19 protein-coding genes are annotated in these 15,919 nt (G+C 30.7%); 5 read left to right on the top strand and 14 right to left on the bottom strand.

The window, feature by feature from the left end:
- Nucleotides 1-136: 136 nt before the first annotated feature.
- On the top strand, nt 137-460 hold the full coding sequence (locus FP435_RS07700; protein WP_265483702.1) for a toxin-antitoxin system: 324 nt from the start codon (nt 137-139) through the stop codon (nt 458-460).
- 41 nt (nt 461-501) lie between these two features.
- Here FP435_RS07700 and cysK read toward each other — a convergent pair whose 3' ends face one another.
- Nucleotides 502-1,434 carry a cysteine synthase A gene (gene cysK, locus FP435_RS07705; RefSeq protein ID WP_265483703.1) on the bottom strand — a complete coding sequence of 311 codons (933 nt, stop codon included), beginning with the start codon at nt 1,432-1,434 and terminating at the stop codon, nt 502-504.
- Nucleotides 1,406-2,233 (bottom strand): homoserine O-acetyltransferase/O-succinyltransferase family protein, encoded by an 828-nt coding sequence (locus tag FP435_RS07710; RefSeq protein ID WP_265483704.1) that lies wholly within the window; start codon nt 2,231-2,233, stop codon nt 1,406-1,408. The genes cysK and FP435_RS07710 overlap by 29 nt, the downstream gene beginning before the upstream one ends.
- Before the next feature lie 131 nt (nt 2,234-2,364).
- Between FP435_RS07710 and FP435_RS07715 the strand changes: the two genes are divergently transcribed.
- A complete protein-coding gene (locus FP435_RS07715) occupies nt 2,365-3,489 on the top strand; it encodes a low temperature requirement protein A (RefSeq protein ID WP_265483705.1) in 1,125 nt (374 codons plus the stop codon).
- Between the two features lie 201 nt (nt 3,490-3,690).
- Here the strand turns inward: FP435_RS07715 and FP435_RS07720 are convergent, their stop codons facing one another.
- The 4 genes from FP435_RS07720 to FP435_RS07735 form a co-directional block, all read right to left on the bottom strand.
- A complete protein-coding gene (locus FP435_RS07720; protein WP_265483706.1) occupies nt 3,691-3,963 on the bottom strand; it encodes a hypothetical protein in 273 nt (90 codons plus the stop codon).
- A gap of 120 nt (nt 3,964-4,083) precedes the next feature.
- Nucleotides 4,084-5,748, bottom strand: a complete 1,665-nt coding sequence (locus FP435_RS07725; RefSeq protein WP_265483707.1) for an SLAP domain-containing protein — start codon at nt 5,746-5,748, stop codon at nt 4,084-4,086.
- 247 nt (nt 5,749-5,995) lie between these two features.
- Nucleotides 5,996-6,973, bottom strand: a complete 978-nt coding sequence (locus FP435_RS07730; RefSeq protein ID WP_265483708.1) for a helveticin J family class III bacteriocin — start codon at nt 6,971-6,973, stop codon at nt 5,996-5,998.
- Nucleotides 6,974-6,978: 5 nt separating this feature from the next.
- On the bottom strand, nt 6,979-7,293 hold the full coding sequence (locus FP435_RS07735) for a phage holin, LLH family (protein ID WP_265483709.1): 315 nt from the start codon (nt 7,291-7,293) through the stop codon (nt 6,979-6,981).
- Nucleotides 7,294-7,722: 429 nt separating this feature from the next.
- Between FP435_RS07735 and FP435_RS07740 the strand changes: the two genes are divergently transcribed.
- Complete coding sequence (locus tag FP435_RS07740; RefSeq protein WP_265483710.1) at nt 7,723-8,214, top strand: ImmA/IrrE family metallo-endopeptidase; 492 nt, start codon at nt 7,723-7,725, stop codon at nt 8,212-8,214.
- A 29-nt stretch (nt 8,215-8,243) separates the two neighbouring features.
- Here the strand turns inward: FP435_RS07740 and FP435_RS07745 are convergent, their stop codons facing one another.
- The 3 genes from FP435_RS07745 to FP435_RS07755 all read right to left on the bottom strand — a co-directional run bounded on the left by FP435_RS07745 (nt 8,244) and on the right by FP435_RS07755 (nt 10,542).
- Complete coding sequence (locus tag FP435_RS07745; RefSeq protein WP_265483711.1) at nt 8,244-9,209, bottom strand: SLAP domain-containing protein; 966 nt, start codon at nt 9,207-9,209, stop codon at nt 8,244-8,246.
- Between the two features lie 90 nt (nt 9,210-9,299).
- Nucleotides 9,300-10,265: an SLAP domain-containing protein gene (locus FP435_RS07750; RefSeq protein ID WP_265483712.1), complete on the bottom strand. Its 966-nt coding sequence runs from the start codon at nt 10,263-10,265 to the stop codon at nt 9,300-9,302.
- Nucleotides 10,266-10,347: 82 nt separating this feature from the next.
- Nucleotides 10,348-10,542 (bottom strand): helveticin J family class III bacteriocin, encoded by a 195-nt coding sequence (locus FP435_RS07755; RefSeq protein ID WP_265483713.1) that lies wholly within the window; start codon nt 10,540-10,542, stop codon nt 10,348-10,350.
- Between the two features lie 503 nt (nt 10,543-11,045).
- Here FP435_RS07755 and FP435_RS07760 point away from each other — a divergent pair.
- Nucleotides 11,046-11,222 carry a hypothetical protein gene (locus tag FP435_RS07760; RefSeq protein ID WP_265483714.1) on the top strand — a complete coding sequence of 59 codons (177 nt, stop codon included), beginning with the start codon at nt 11,046-11,048 and terminating at the stop codon, nt 11,220-11,222.
- Between the two features lie 200 nt (nt 11,223-11,422).
- Here the strand turns inward: FP435_RS07760 and FP435_RS07765 are convergent, their stop codons facing one another.
- The 3 genes from FP435_RS07765 to FP435_RS07775 form a co-directional block, all read right to left on the bottom strand.
- Entirely contained in the window at nt 11,423-12,373 is a 951-nt protein-coding gene (locus tag FP435_RS07765) for an SLAP domain-containing protein (protein ID WP_265483715.1), read from the bottom strand.
- 83 nt (nt 12,374-12,456) lie between these two features.
- Complete coding sequence (locus tag FP435_RS07770) at nt 12,457-13,482, bottom strand: helveticin J family class III bacteriocin (RefSeq protein ID WP_265483716.1); 1,026 nt, start codon at nt 13,480-13,482, stop codon at nt 12,457-12,459.
- Nucleotides 13,483-13,657: 175 nt separating this feature from the next.
- Nucleotides 13,658-13,819, bottom strand: coding sequence for a hypothetical protein (locus tag FP435_RS07775; protein WP_265483717.1), 162 nt, complete (start codon nt 13,817-13,819; stop codon nt 13,658-13,660).
- 156 nt (nt 13,820-13,975) lie between these two features.
- Here FP435_RS07775 and FP435_RS07780 point away from each other — a divergent pair, with 156 nt between their 5' ends.
- Nucleotides 13,976-14,332, top strand: a complete 357-nt coding sequence (locus FP435_RS07780; RefSeq protein WP_265483718.1) for a helix-turn-helix domain-containing protein — start codon at nt 13,976-13,978, stop codon at nt 14,330-14,332.
- A 41-nt stretch (nt 14,333-14,373) separates the two neighbouring features.
- On the opposite strand, the gene FP435_RS07785 is transcribed toward FP435_RS07780, so the two are convergent.
- Nucleotides 14,374-15,387, bottom strand: coding sequence for an NADP-dependent oxidoreductase (locus FP435_RS07785; protein WP_265483719.1), 1,014 nt, complete (start codon nt 15,385-15,387; stop codon nt 14,374-14,376).
- Nucleotides 15,377-15,814 (bottom strand): Rrf2 family transcriptional regulator, encoded by a 438-nt coding sequence (locus FP435_RS07790; protein ID WP_265483720.1) that lies wholly within the window; start codon nt 15,812-15,814, stop codon nt 15,377-15,379. Before FP435_RS07790 ends, FP435_RS07785 begins: the two co-directional genes overlap by 11 nt.
- Nucleotides 15,815-15,919: the final 105 nt, after the last annotated feature.

Raw genomic sequence — 15,919 nt, forward strand, 5'->3', positions numbered from 1 at the left:
AAGTAGAGGTTAAAAAAGCAATAAAATTATTTTATTAAAAAGTAATTACTTATAATTATAAAAAGCAAAAATTATAATAATTATGAGGTGAATACTAAGGGAAATTTTACAAGTACGCAAACAAGGGAATTCATTAATGGTTGCTATTCCCAAAGCATTCAATATATCATCTGGGACAAAACTTAGACCTAAACTAACTAAAAAGGGTATTTTTTATGAATTTGTAGAAGCTGATGACTTTTTTGATTTTGATGAAGAAATATTAAAAGACTTAATTAGTCAAGGCTACGAGGGGAATGAACTCATTAAACAATTTCGCTTAATGAAAAATAATATACCTCTTGGTTTAGAAGAATTAGAAAGTGAAGCAAGAAAAACTTCCCCCCTTTCTAAAGAGCAGGCCATGAAAGAATTTGGTCTCCAAGTAAACTTAGGCGTTAAAGCAACAAAAAAATCATAATTCCTCTTTCAATGAGAAATTATGATTTTTTCTATCTTCATTTATTCTTCGTTAAATAAGGCTGTTGATAAATAACGATCTCCACCATCTGGAGCAACAGTGACTACAGTATGACCTGCGCCTAATTTTTTAGCTAGCTCAATTGCACCCGCAATATTAGCACCGGCTGAAATTCCTGGCAAAAATCCCTCTTTGCGACCAACTTGACGAGCTGTTTTCATTGCTTGATCAGTGGAAATTTCTACCACATCATCATAAACTTCCTGATCTAAATTCTTTGGAATAAAACCAGCAGAAATTCCTTGAATACCATGTTTTCCAGTCTTACCATCCTTTAAAAGTGGTGATTCAGCTGGCTCTAAAGCATAGACTTTAGTTTCAGGATCAGCTTGCTTTAAGGCACGTCCAATTCCTGATAAAGTTCCTCCAGTACCAACACCTGCTACAAAGGCATCAATCTTTTTTCCCAATCCTTGAAATGCGCCAATAATTTCCGGACCAGTGGTCAATTCATGAATATTAGGATTTTCTGGATTATCAAATTGCATTGGCATAAAGTAACCATGATTTTTAACTAATTCTTCTGCCTTAGCAATTGAACCTTTCATCCCTTCAGCAGCAGGAGTTAAAATTAATTCTGCTCCATAACCCTTCATCAATTTTCTTCTTTCAACACTCATACTTTCAGGCATTACAATAATTACCTTGTAGCCCTTAGCAGCTCCCATGCTGGCTAATCCAATTCCAGTATTACCAGAGGTTGGTTCTACAATAGTGTCACCTGGCTTGATTTTGCCTTCACGTTCAGCCTTTTCAATCATTGCCAAGGCAATTCTATCTTTCACTGATCCTGCAGGATTTTTTGACTCTAGCTTCACATAAATGTCAGCCATGTTGTCATCAGTAATATTATTCAATTTCAATAAGGGAGTGTTTCCTACTAATTCAGTAACTGAGTTGTAAATTTCTGCCATAATTTTTCTCCTTAATTAATTCATTAATCCAATTTTTAAAAAAATGCTCCTGGGTATTTTTCCATTTAAATTCTGGTAAATTTGGTGTTTCACGTGAAAAATAATTTTCAGGCTTTTGATAATTTCTTTCTGGATGAGCATTTATTTCTCGTTGATACTCTTTTCTAAGAGCATTTCTTCCATACTCTAAGTGAGCAAACAAAAATGTTCTTTCTGGATATGGAGGCGAAGTCACTAAAAGTAAGTTTCTATTCTTAGATAGACTGTTAATTTCCAATCGTGGATCTTGGGCGATTTGTTCAATATCCATATCTGCATATCGTGCATGAGGCGCTAAAAAGTCTTTACTTAACCCAGCTAGTAAAGGATGGGCTTTCAAAATTTCATTAGGATAAATACCAAAAATTTTCTGAGATAGGGGTACTTTTTTAATTCCATAAAAATAATTTAAAGCTGCCATCGCACCCCAACATAAATATAATTGTTGCACGTGGTTTCGATCCAATTCAGAAAGTAAACATCGAATTTCTTCAATGTAGGTCACATCTTTAAAATCAAAATGCTCAATTGGAGCCCCTGTAATAATAAATCCATCAAAATCAGCAACTTTTGTTAAGTCTAGTGGTTGTGAAATGGCTTTAACATTTTCTGGAACTTCTTTATCTTGATATTTTGTCTTGGGATAAAAGAATTCTACTTTTATATCATTTTTTGAATTTTTGAATATTTTTTCAAAACGTTTCTGCGTATCTTCTTTATCATGCATTAAATTCAAGATTCCTATTTTAATTGGTTTCATTTACTTGCCCTCCTTTCCAATTTATTCAATTATACCACTTACAAATAATTAGTGCTTGTATTTGAAAACTTTTAAAGTATGAATAATGTTAGAATTGAGAAGTAACCTTATAGAAAGTTGGTTTATTTACTATGTTAAATCATTTACCAGAGAAAAAAGTATCAAAAATAGCTCTTTTTTATGATTTAGTTTTTGTTTACATGATTTCCAAAACAACAGAAATTATGCACCATTTAGATCATGGCTTAGTGAATCCAATTTCATTTGGATTATTTGTAATTATTATGCTTATTTTCATTAGTTCTTGGATGGTACAAACAACCTTTACCAATCGCTACGGGCATTCTTCGTGGCTAGACATTGCCTTTTATTTTGTCGATATGATGATTGTTTTATTTATGTCTAATTCTTTTGACACTAACAATTTAACTGAAATGCGAGTTTTATTTATTTCAGCTGGTTGTTTATCTAGTACCTTAGCTTTGCATTATCTCATCACATTTTTTCAAGTCAAAAGTGAAATTGATAAAAAAATCACTAAAACCTACTTTGGATTTCTTATTTTTAGAGCAATCTGTTTAATTATTGGGGGTATTTTAGACAATATTTGGGGATTTATTATCGCAATTGTTGGTCTAGGTCTAAGCTGGCTGATGCCTCTTTTAATGAATAAAACTACCATTAAACATCCAATTATTTTCCCTCATTTTTTAGAGCGGTTAAATCTTTTAGTAATTGTAATTTTTGGTGAAACAATAATTGGCATTGCAGATTATTTCCGTCCACAAACTTTATCTGTCTTCTCTGTTTTGCTTTTTATTATGGTAGCATTGCTCTTTTTAACTTATGTACTGCAATTTGATTGGATTATTCAAGAAGACCAACCAGATGCCACCAGTACCTTGCTAATTTATTTACATTACTTTATTATTTTTGGAATTAGTCTGATTACAGTCAGCTTGAAGTTTATTCACGAAGAAGAAGCTTTATCTTGGTTTGCAGTAAGTTGCTTATTTGGTGGAATTTTACTCTTTTACTTTGGTTTGGCTCTTTCAACTACATATAATAAGAAAGAATTTAAACTTTCAAAATTTACTATTGGAGTTTTTTCTGTTTCTACCTTACTTGGGTTTGCTCTCTGCCTTATCGTACCTCATTTTACTGTGATTGCCATTACAGGTTTTGTTGTAGTTTTAATCAATGCTTTGCAATTAATCCATGTTTCTCTTAGTCCACGGGAAAAAATTTCAGTTTAACCTGGATACTTAAAAGTACTAGGGAAAACAACTTTTGTCTAATTTCCGAATAAAGGTGGAAATAAAAATGCTGACGTATCGACGTTTTATAAACGAAGATAATTCAGCATTTTTATTTTATATTTTTCCCAGATACTTTTCTACTTTGCTAGGGATGCTTCACAAGCTGCTTTGGCTTGTTCTGGTGTGATTAGAACCAACTTAAACATTAATAATCATAGTATAAAAAAGCAGCCCAACACATACAATTATATCAATAAGATAGCCTAGAACTAATGCTAGTACTACATTAACAGAGTGATGTTGAAAGAAAGTAGCTAGCCAATCTCCAAATATAAGTAAATAAGTCCCAATTAACCAGTAGTTTAGCTGCTTTTTATTAATCCACGGCAAAACTAAAATAATCAGTGTAGCAATAATCAAACCATACTTTACTACTTTATATGCATTATCATCGAGTATTGCATGACGCATGTCAAAACCTTCCTTTTATTGATAACGCCAGCCAGCATAACGCCAACTACGAATTTTATAAACTCTACCAGCCTTATAAGGGCGCACTTCTGCTAACATTCAAATCATACATATTACATTCTATTTATTTAAACTTACTCCATAAGCTGCTTTGGCTTGTTCTGGTGTGTTGGATGGCTTGATAGCAATTCCAGCAGAGTAGTTTGTATCACTTGCTTTTACATAGACAGTACCTGTATCTTCACCTGCCATAACGGTATGGTCAGCAGGATTTTCTAATCGTAAGTGATGTGATGCCATTTCATAGAAAAGTTCTGCTTTTTGTTCACTTGGAATATAAATGTACATTAATTTAACAACATGATATGATCCACCATTAGTATGAGGAAGAACCCAACCTTTATACTTCACTTCTCCTTGTTCATTATAAACAATTGTATCTTTTGGAAAACTTACTGATAAATCTATTGGTGAATTTTCATCAAAATACATTACTGGAAATGGTGGATTTTGCTTATCCCTATCCACATCCCCAACATTAATTAATTTATCTTCTCCTTTTAATTTATAGAAGTAATAAGTCCAACCTGTATCATCAATGTCTTCCAAATTTTGTGGATTGGTTACTTCGTCTTCTACTTGAATCTTCTTATTCTTTGCTATAGTGTCTTTAGTTTTTTCACCCTTCATATTATACAAAGGAGCTTGTTTAGTAGTAGTTACAGTAAGATAATCCGTCAAAATCTGATTACCATTAACTGTATTAACATCTGATACTTTGACATATTGAGACTTTCCAAGATTATAATAATCAATTCCTTTAATAGAAACATATGGAATTTCTTGTGGTTGTCCTTCGTTATTAATAAAGTAATATTTTGTAGCTTTATCAATATTATTTACTTTACCTGTGTAATTGATTACATTTCCTTCTGGTAATTTTGTTGAAACTACACTTCCAGCTTTATCATAGATTTTACTACCTTTTTTTAGTTTCAATAAAACCTGACCAACAATTTCTCGAATTTCAGATTTTTTAATGTACATTCCATTACCAACATTATAGTAAATTTGGCCAGAAATATTTTTTGTACCCTCGAAACTCAGTTTTGTTCCAGATCGAAAGAATTTATTCCCTTCGGCTCCACTTATTGAAGAACTATCACTAATTTCTCCCATAAAAGGTTTGCCATTCTCGTTATAAATTAAGGCGCTTTTAGTAATTATAGTTCCTGTTGAAGTTTGAGAATTTGTAGTAATGGTATTTTTATTAGCATTACTTTTTTCTTCATTTGAAGAAGTAGAGTCTTTTTGAGCAACAATTCCACTCAAGTTATAAGCCTTTACATATAACTTAGTTGGTCCACCAATTCTGTAGTAGCTCTTACCATTCTTAAATTTAAAAGATCCACCATAAGTGCTAATTATTTGTCCTTTTTTTAGTAATACTTTATTAGCACGTTTAGTACTTGTAGCATAAATATAAGCATTATGAGTTATTTTTCGACTAACTCCATCAACATTAGAAACTTTGATATATTGATTGTCACCAATTTTATAGTACTTTGCACCATTAATCTCAACTGGACTGGTTACTTTAACATGTTGATATGCCTTGTAAAGTTTACCTGTACTCTTTCCATTTTTATCATAAATAAGAGAGGTATGCATTACTGTCTTTGTAACTAGGTTATTAGTAGTATCTGCTTGTACACTTTTTGCACTTAATATTCCTGCACTTAAAAGGGCTACTCCCGAAAAAAGCACTAATTTATTTATTTTCATAATTGATTTCTCCATTCCTAAATCCACTAAGTTTTAACTTAATTATCAGCCTTAAAAAACTTTTGTCAATACAAAAGTGGCTGGAATAAAACTAGAGGCTTAACATAGAAAACGTCTAAAGAAAATTTTAAAACTAAAAAATGCTGACAATCTTCGTTCATATTATCAAACGTTGATATGCCAGCATTTTTATTTACTCGTCTATTCAAAAATTATACAAAATTAATGTTTTCCAGACACTTTTCACTTAATTCCAAGAGATTTCAAAAATCTTATTAGAAACAGTTTTGTTTTTGCCACTAACATTTGCATGATAAGCAACTGTTAAGTAGCAGTGGTTTTCATTGAGGATTTGAATACCTTCCAATTCAGTATGTTGTCCCGTAATATCTAAACGTCCATCTGAGCTTAAGTTAACTGTTTCCCATTGAGAAACATCTTGTCGATTATTTACAGGAATTTTAACAATTTGCTTATGGTGTGCTGTATATTTACCCGTATTTTTATCAAAATCTGGTGCCAACTGACTTGAAACATAAATATTTCCTGCATCATCTAAATCATATCCTTGAACAGAGTTAATAATTGCCCCATCACCTGTGAAATTCCTGACAGTAAAACTTTCTAAATATGAAACATTACGTAAATCCACATAATCATTACTTGATTCCGCATCATCTAACAAATTGTTAATGGTATCCATATCATAAATAATAAAGTGACCTGTTCCATCTGTTTCAACAGTAGCAATTAAGAATTTAGTATATGATGGTGAAACAGCGGCTTCTGAACGTTCCATATCCTCTGGACTTCCACAATGATCTCTATCTGCTCCTGCACGATCTAAATATGCTAAACGTGGAAAGTCAGTGTTTGAATAATGCGAACCCCCATTATATCTAATATCTACACGAGCAATTTGCTTATCCCAAAGAGTTTTAGTATCTGTTCTAGGTTTAGTACCCACAAACCACTTACCACTTCTGCCAGAATATTCCCAAGTTTGGCTATGTCCACCAGCACTTCCATATAAAGTTAATACCGGAGTAGTAACATTACCAGCGTAACCACGCAAGATATGGTTTTCTGTTTGGTTATTTCTTAATTGTTCTGCATAAATATACTTTGAACCTACATTTCCTTTTTGTGCTACCGCCATATAATTTGTATTTAAATCAGCAGTATGACTAATTGAAACGTTAGTAGCTTCTCTCATTTTTGTCATTTACCTCAATCTTTCTTTAAATCTGTTACTGATTCTTCTATTTCCAGAAAAATCTTCTTTACCTCTTCGTCTGTGATCTTAATCCCTTTATTTTGCAGGTAATCAGCTACTTCTTTAGCAGCTTCATTTAACTGTTGCTGATTATTTAGCACGTTTGTATCATATAGATATAAATAGCTAGTTAAGAGGTTAGTAGTTACCAAACGAATTTTCTCTAACTTTTTATGTTTAAAGTGCAACCGACTTAAGATTGCAACTCCAAATAAACTTAAAATCCATAGAATTACTGAAACTAAGTCAATGTAATCATTAATTCTCATTACAGTTTTTATCACCTTCTTTTTTTAAATTTTGATGCATCATTTATTCAATGTAATAAACTAAATCATTTACTTTATTAAGTAAAAAAACTACAGCAAAAGTATAGAAAATAAGCATAAATTGTCTAAGTTCACTCTAATTCTTAGATATTTATTGCGTAGTTTATTAAAGAGAGATTTCATTTATCCCATTGACATTATCTATTATTATACCTTTAGACTAAATTGTCAATAATTATTTTAGTTTTTTTAGTTATTTTTTTAGAACACTCAACTTAATTGAATTTGAGTACCTAAATTTTCAAATAATTATTTCTCTTAAAACTAAATAATAATTTGAAAGTAATTCTAAAGACTGATATACTATACTCAATACAATAGAACATACGATCTTAACGCAAGATTATTTCTATGAAAAGAGTGATTAAGTTGAATTTAAGTTGGACAAATAAACAAAATTATGATGAAATGTTAGAGTATTTATATAATTTTTGTACAAAACATCACATTAGGGTAGTTAACTTCACTAATCAAGAAATTAAAAATACACTTGGACATATTTCTAATTCCGTATCCGATACTTCTCAGGTACCTTCATTTTCTTTTCCAAATACAATATATGGGTTTCCTTGTATTTTTATCAATTTGGAATATTACAAACCATTAGAGATTCCGTTTATGGTTGCACATGAAATTGGGCATATTTTAGAGGGCAATCCTGATAATTTCATCTATTTACACAATGGAATTTCACAAGAAGAACGCCAAGCAAATCTTTTTGCAATCAATCTTATTGATTCTTATGCTTCTGAAAGAAATTACCATTATTCTTCTATCTATCAATTTGCTCAATGCTTTAATATTCCAAATAAATACTATTATTTATTAACAGAAGTTAAGCATTTTAACTCAATATACTAAAAAGATGTAGTCGAACGACTACATCTTTTCTATTTTGCTAGGGATGCTTCATAAGCTGCTTTGGCTTGTTCTGGTGTGTTGGACGGTGATAATTCACTACCAGCTTCTATTTTTACATTCGAGACCTTAATATATCCTTCTTTAACAAAAACATTTTTACTGTTATCCTTATTTATATTATCTCTTCCTTCAACTTTTGTATTCAATAATTGATAATATAATTCTGCCTTATTACTTACTGAATTCCAAATATATACCTTCTTTTGTGTCCTATAATCTACCAGCGGATCACTTGGTAAAATAATATTTAGTTGTGGATTTCTAGATGCATCATATATCAAAGTATTATCTTTTGAAATTGTAATGAAGGCATAGGGAGATTTGCTTATGCTAAAAGGTAATAACCATTGTCGTGGCTTACTTTCAATATAAGCTACATTTATCCAGTAATTTGTTCCTTTAATACGATATGAACTTAAAATTTGATGAGGCAAAACCTTTTCTCTATCGACTGTATATTCTTCGTTCTCTTTTACTTTATAGTTAATTTCTTTGCCTTTGCTATCATCGGTATAAATAGACCACCCTTTTTTTATTTTTATTCTTGTTTCACTAGTGTAAACATAAGACTCACCAATAGTTTTAACATTAGCACACTTAATATACTTATTTTCACCAATTTGGTAGTAATAATTATTTTTGATTTTTTTATATGGTAACCAATATAAAGATTGTTTATCAAAGACTCCACTACCTATTTTATTTAAAAAAATAAAATATCTTTTTTCCTTACTTATCTTTTCTAATTTTTTAACCGATTTAACCTTTTTATTTCTTTTTATTACTGTCTTTCCAATTCGCTTGCCCTTGTTATTATATACATAACTATTATGATTTAACTTTAGAGTATTGCTGGCAGCATTAACTTTTTTAGGACTTACTAATAAGAAAAATAAGCCTATTAAAAATACCAAAGTTATTTTTTTACTTTTCATTTTGTATCTCCTTTTTCTCCCATACTATGATTTCTGAATTCCTTACTATTAGTATACTTAAAAAGATGTAGTCGAACGACTACATCTTTTCTACTTTGCTAGGGATGCTTCATAAGCTGCTTTAGCTTGTTCCGGTGTGTTGGAAGGGATTAATTTATTACCATTAACTAGTACATCACTTGCTTTCACATACCCCTCCTTTAAAATATAGCTCCCAGTATCAGTAAAATTAGAATAAACATTCTGATTTAACAATTGATAGTATAATTCTGCTTTATTTTCTTTGTTATTCCAAATATATAATATTTTTTTAGATTTATAGGACCAGTTTTTATCAAGCGGTTTATTATTTGTTATTTGACCGCTTCGATTATATACAGGAACTTCATCTATTATAGTTTTAATAAAGCAAAAAGGATATCTTACTAACTTTTCATTTAATAAAGATTGGCGAAATTGTCCTGGATTAGCTGCAGTAGATGTACTATAAATCCAATATTTTGTTCCCTTAATATGGTATGAGACTAAATTTCCGTAAGGTAAATGTCTAAAATAATCAACAATATAGTCTTTTCCATTTATTAACTTATAATTTGTTGTTGCTCCATTAGAAGTAATAGCATAGGGAGATCCAGCAGCATAACTTAAATCTATTTTTATCTTTACTTCGCTTACAAATAAGTATGACGACCCAATACGCTCCACATTAGCACATTTGATATATTTATTTTTTCCAATCTCATAATAATAATTATTTTTTATTTTTTTATATGGTAGCCAATACAATGAGGGAATATTTCTCACAGGCTCTTTTCCTACTTCACTTCTAAAAATAAAGTATCTTTTTTCTTTATTTACTTTTTCAACTTTTTTTACTGGATTAACCTTTTTATTTCTTTTTATTACTGTCTTTCCAACTCGCTTGCCCTTGTTATTATATACATAACTATTATGATTTAACTTTAGAGTATTGCTGGCAGCATTAACTTTTTTAGGACTTACTAATAAGAAAAATAAGCCTATTAAAAATATCAAAGTTATTTTTTTACTTTTCATTTTGTATCTCCTTTTTATACCACTAGTATTGTAGCAAAAAAAGGGTTAGGTGATATTTTTAATCACTTAATCCTTTTTAGTTCTACCAATTTACTCGATAGATTCTATTCTTTTTAGTGGTGCCACTCTTTACATCATGATATGCAATAGTTAAATATAGGCTATTTTCACTAATTACTTGAATTCCTTCAAGTTCAGTATAAAAGCCATTAATATCAAGGCTATTAGTATCATGAAGATTTATCTTAGTCCAAGAATTACTATCGATTGACCCCATGGAATTTTAACAATACTTCTAGCAGTCGCACTACCTTTAGGAGCATACTGACTTGACACATAAATGTTTAAAATCACAAAATCTACTAAGTAAAAATAGATTTCAAATAATTTTTGTTGTATTTGTACTCATATTAGTGTATTATATGCATTGTAAGAAGTAATGAGATTTTACTCATAATTCTTACAAGGTGGTGATGCCAAGTGAAAAAGCAGTACAAACGAGTTTCAAGAGAAGCTCGTTATAACAGAAAAACCGCCATTATCAATTTGATAACAGCGGTAATTATGTTTATTGCTTCACTAGTTGGATTAATCCACTAAATCCAACACACAAGGCTTAACTTCCTTGTGTGTTTTATTATACTATAAATTATCTAAGAAGGTCTATAAAAATGGATGAAGAAAAAAAATATAATAGAGTTACTAATAATATTAATACAGTAGCATTAGTTATAGCGTTAATTGCACTAATATTGTTTGTAGTGAGGTGGATAAAATAAATTGAATAGTTTAAGTGAAGCTAGAATTAAAGCAAATAAAAAGTGGGATAATAATAATAAAAGTAGAAAGCAATATCTAAATAGAAGATCAGTTACCAAAAATTTCATTCTAAAAGATGCAACAGCAGAAGATATTGCAAAAATCGAAAATTATATTAGACAAAGAAAACAGAGCTAAATCATTGACTTGAAAACTTTTTTCAAGGTATAATCTCGATTCTACCTTATGTTAATTTTGAACAAAAAGTGTCTGGTAAAAAACTAATCTTTTAGCCTAAATTATATAAATAGATAAAACAAAAGTGCTGATATATCAACGTTTAAAAAACGAAGATTATCAGCACTTTCTTTTATTTAAGAGTTTTTCCCAGACTCTTTCTATTTTGCTAGGGATGCTTCATAAGCTGCTTTAGCTTGTTCCGGTGTGTTGGACGGTGATAATTCACTACCAGCTACTATTTTTCCACTTGATGCTTTAATATATCCTTCTTTAATTAAGAGGTAATCAGTGTCTCCATTACTCTTCTTAACATAAATTTCTTCATTCAAAACTTGATAATATAGTTCTCCCTGATTATCAATTGGATTCCAAATATATAGTTGTTTTTTTGTTGTATACACCGGACTAGGACCGGGGGATACCATTAATCCTTGTTCAGGTTTTCCTTGTATATCATATATTGGAGTTGTTTTAGAAACAGAAAATTTTGCGTAAGGAGTCTTTGATATATCAGCGCTTAGTAATAACTGACGTGGATTATCTTCAACAAATCCTTGATTAATCCAATAATTTGTTCCTTTAATACGATATGAACTTAGAATATCATGAGAGAATATCCTTTTTCTATCAACTATATACGTTTTATTTTCTTTTACCTTATAATTAGTCTTTTTATCTTTATCATTATAGGCATAATTAGACAATTTTATTTTTATCCTTGCTTCGCTAGTATAAACATAGGACTTACCAATCGTTTCAACATTAGCACACTTAATATACTTATTTTCACCAATTTGGTAGTAATAATTATTTTTGATTTTTTTATATGGTAACCAATATAAAGATTGTTTATCAAAGACTCCAACACCTATTTTATTTATAAAAATAAAGTATCTTTTTTCTTTATTTACTTTTTCAACTTTTTTTACTGGATTAATCTTTTTATTTTTCTTTATTACCGTTTTTCCTACTCGCTTCCCCTTACTATTGTATATATAAGAATTATGATTTAGCTTTAGAGTATTGCTGGCAGCATTAACTTTTTTAGGACTTACTAATAAGAAAAATAAGCCTATTAAAAATACCAAAGTTATTTTTTTACTTTTCATTTTTCTATCTCCTTTTTCTACTACTAGCATTATAGCAAAAAAAGGGTTAGGTGATATTTTTAATCACTTAATCCCTTTTAGTTCTACCAATTTACTCGATAGATTCTATTCTTTTTAGTAGTACCACTATTGGCATCATGATACGCAACAGTTAAATATAGGCTATTTTCACTAATTACTTGAATTCCTTCAAACTCAGTGTAAAAGCCGTTAATATCAAGGCTATTATTATCCCGAAGATCTATCTTAGTCCAAGAATCACTATCGATTGACCCCCATGGAATTTTAACAATACTTCTAGCAGTCGCACTACCCTTAGGAGCATACTGACTTGACACATAAATATTTAGATTCTTATCAATATCATACCCCTGAATTGATCCTACCTTGTCTACAAATCCTGGAATTTTAAAGGCTTTTTTTGCTCTTCCACCAATTGCATCTTTAGCAAGATTTACATCTGACGTTCCCGCTGTATTTATAGCCGCATTCATTTCAGCTAAATCATATAATGAAAAGTATCCTGTACCAGCTTTATCTACTGTTGCTATTAATAGCCATTGGTATTCCTTGCCTGACATTCCTGGAGCTACTGCTGCTTCTGCACGTACTAAGTTATCACCAGAATAATTAATATCCCAATTTCTACCTGCAGCGTTCAAATTTGAAATTCTTGGCAACTCAGTATTACGTGTATAATACGCTGCATGAAAAGGCACACGTGCAATCTGCGTATCCCATTTAATACCATCAGTTACTTTAGGCTTTGTTCCAATAAACCAGCCACCGTTATTATTTTCGTTTGAAGTTCCCGCATATTCCCAAGTTTGGGTATGACCTCCTGCGGCTTGTTTTCCATTAGAATTTGTTATTCCTTTTAAGTATAGACAACCAACTCTTGCTACATCTGTTGCACTTGGATTACTACCTGACAATTTTACGAAATTCTGACCAGGTCTTGCTCGATATACTACAGTATCAATTTGATTATGCAAAAGTTGCAAAGCATAAATGTACTTACTGCCGACATTACCTTTTTGCACTACAACTTGATTAACCCCATTCAAATCATATAATTTTGTTGCTGTTGCATTAGTAATTGTTCTCATTTAATTACCTCATTCTTTCTTTAAATTAACTACTTTTTCTACTTTAAGAAAATTTCTTTAATCTCTTCACTTGTAATCTCATTCCTATCCTTTGCAATTGAAGAGAAATCTTATCTACAACTTCTTATGTTTAAAGTGTCACCCACTTAAAGTTCCCACTCTACTAAACTTAAATTCATAGAATTGCTGAAACCAACTCAATGTAATCCTTAATTTTCATTACAGTTTTATTACCTTCTTTTTCTAAATTTTGATGCATCATTTCTTCAACGCAATAAACTAAAGCATTGACTTTATTAAGTAAAAAAACTACAATAAAAGTATAATAAATAAGCATAAATTATCTAAGCTCACTGTAATTTTTAGACATTTATTGCGTACTTTATTAAAGAGAACTTTTATTTATCCCGTTGACATCATCTATTATTATATCTTTAGACTAAATTGTCAACAATTATTTTAGTTTTTTTAGTTATTTTTTAGAAAGATTGATATGATTGAATTTGAACGCACAAAAGAATTAGCAAAATTAAGAAATATTACTCTTAGAGAATTAAACACTCGCGCAGGATTTGGAACCAACTCTATCTACAACTGGAAAACCAAAAAGCCTGGTTCTCATGCCTTAGCGGCAGTTGCCAAAATATTAAATACTTCCCTTGATTACTTAACAGGTGCTACTGATGATCCACGTCCTAGTGGAATGAACTCTAACAAAGACCTAACTTGGGCAGATTTTGGTATGCCATATGGTGGAATAATTCCCGATGATTTCAAAAATACTATGCAAACCTTCGCTAAAGTCTACTTAGAAGAGCATCCCGAATTGAAAAAGAAAAAATTAAACTAAAAAAGTCTGGAATTTTCCAGACTTTTTTCTATTTACTAAATTTACTCATTAATATCTAAAATTACTTTTCCCTTATTGTGGCCCTGCGCTACTCTTTGCATAGCTTGTTGAGCTTGATCTAAAGGATAATGATCACCCAAAGCCGGACGAATCTGCTTTTGCGCAAGAATTTCTGCTGCTTCTTGTAGTTGCTTACCATTGGCACGCACTAAAATAAAGCGATAACTAACACCATATTTTTTAGCCAAGCGATCCATTTTTGCTCCAGCAGCTCCTAACAAGAAAGTCTTAATTTTCCCAATCCCCATTGACTTAGCAAAAGCCTTATTCGGTGTTCCAATGAGCGAAACTAATACTCCACCTGGTTTCATAATACTCATTTCTTTTTCAATATTATCTCCACCTAAGGCATCAATTACAAAATCAACATTGGATAATACATCCCAATAATTTTCTTTTTTATAATCAATAAATTGACTTACACCAAGCTTTTCAACTTCTGCTTTTTTAGCGCTACTACCATTAACAATTACTTTTAAGCCTTTTGCTACTGCAAGTGGAATTGCCATTGCGCCAAAACTTCCTGTTCCACCAGCAATAAATAAACTTTGACCCGGTTTAACATCCATTAATTCTAATGCTTGCATTGCAGTCAACGCGGTTAATGGAACGGCAGCAGCTTCAGAATTGGTTAAATATTCTGGAACTTTTGCAATAGCGTTTTGCTTAATAACTAATTTTTGCGTAAAGGCCCCAATATCATCCAAAGGATTACGAGCAAAAATTCGATCACCAACTTTAAAATCTGTTACTTGACTACCAACTTGCTCTATTTCACCCACGAACTCATTACCCAAAGTTTGGGGTAACTTGTAAGGCATGGCGATCTTCATACTAATATCATGAGCAATCAAATTATCAACTGGATTTACACCAGCATTAAGTACTTTCACTAAGACTTCATCTGCTTGAACTGGTTTTACTTGTGTTTCAACTATTTTGATAATTGGGTTGGTTTTACTAACTTTAAATAATTTTGCGGCTTTAGTTTCCATTTTTTTCATCCTTTACTATTACTTTTAAACGATTTATTACATCAACTAAGTTTTCTGCAGCTAAACTTTGGGCAATTTGTTTTTCCAAATTACTTTCAATTGGGAAAACTACTTCTTTAATATTTTTTCCAACTATACACTCAGGATTAGAATTTTGGTGAATTTCAAAGAATGTTGGTTTCTTTTGCTCCACTGTTTCATAAATTTCCAAAAGTGATATTTCAGCTGGATTCTTTATTAAATTAATTCCAGACTTCCCCCGGTGACTTTCAACAAGTTCTCCCTTTTTTAATAAGGCTAAAACTTTTCTAACATAACTTGCATTAGTCCCAATACTTTTAGCTAAATCTTCTGAATTTAATGGTTTAGAGCTTGTAGCTACCATCACTAAAATGTGAATAGCTACTGAGAATTTAATATCATTCATATTATTTCTTTCCAATTTAAATGTATCAATTATAGATACATTATTCAATAATTTTACCTTTTTTGCAATAAAAAACACTAATTTTTAGTTAGTGTTTTTAAATTA

The sequence above is a fragment of the Lactobacillus sp. PV037 genome, from assembly GCF_014522345.1.
GTDB lineage: Bacteria > Bacillota > Bacilli > Lactobacillales > Lactobacillaceae > Lactobacillus.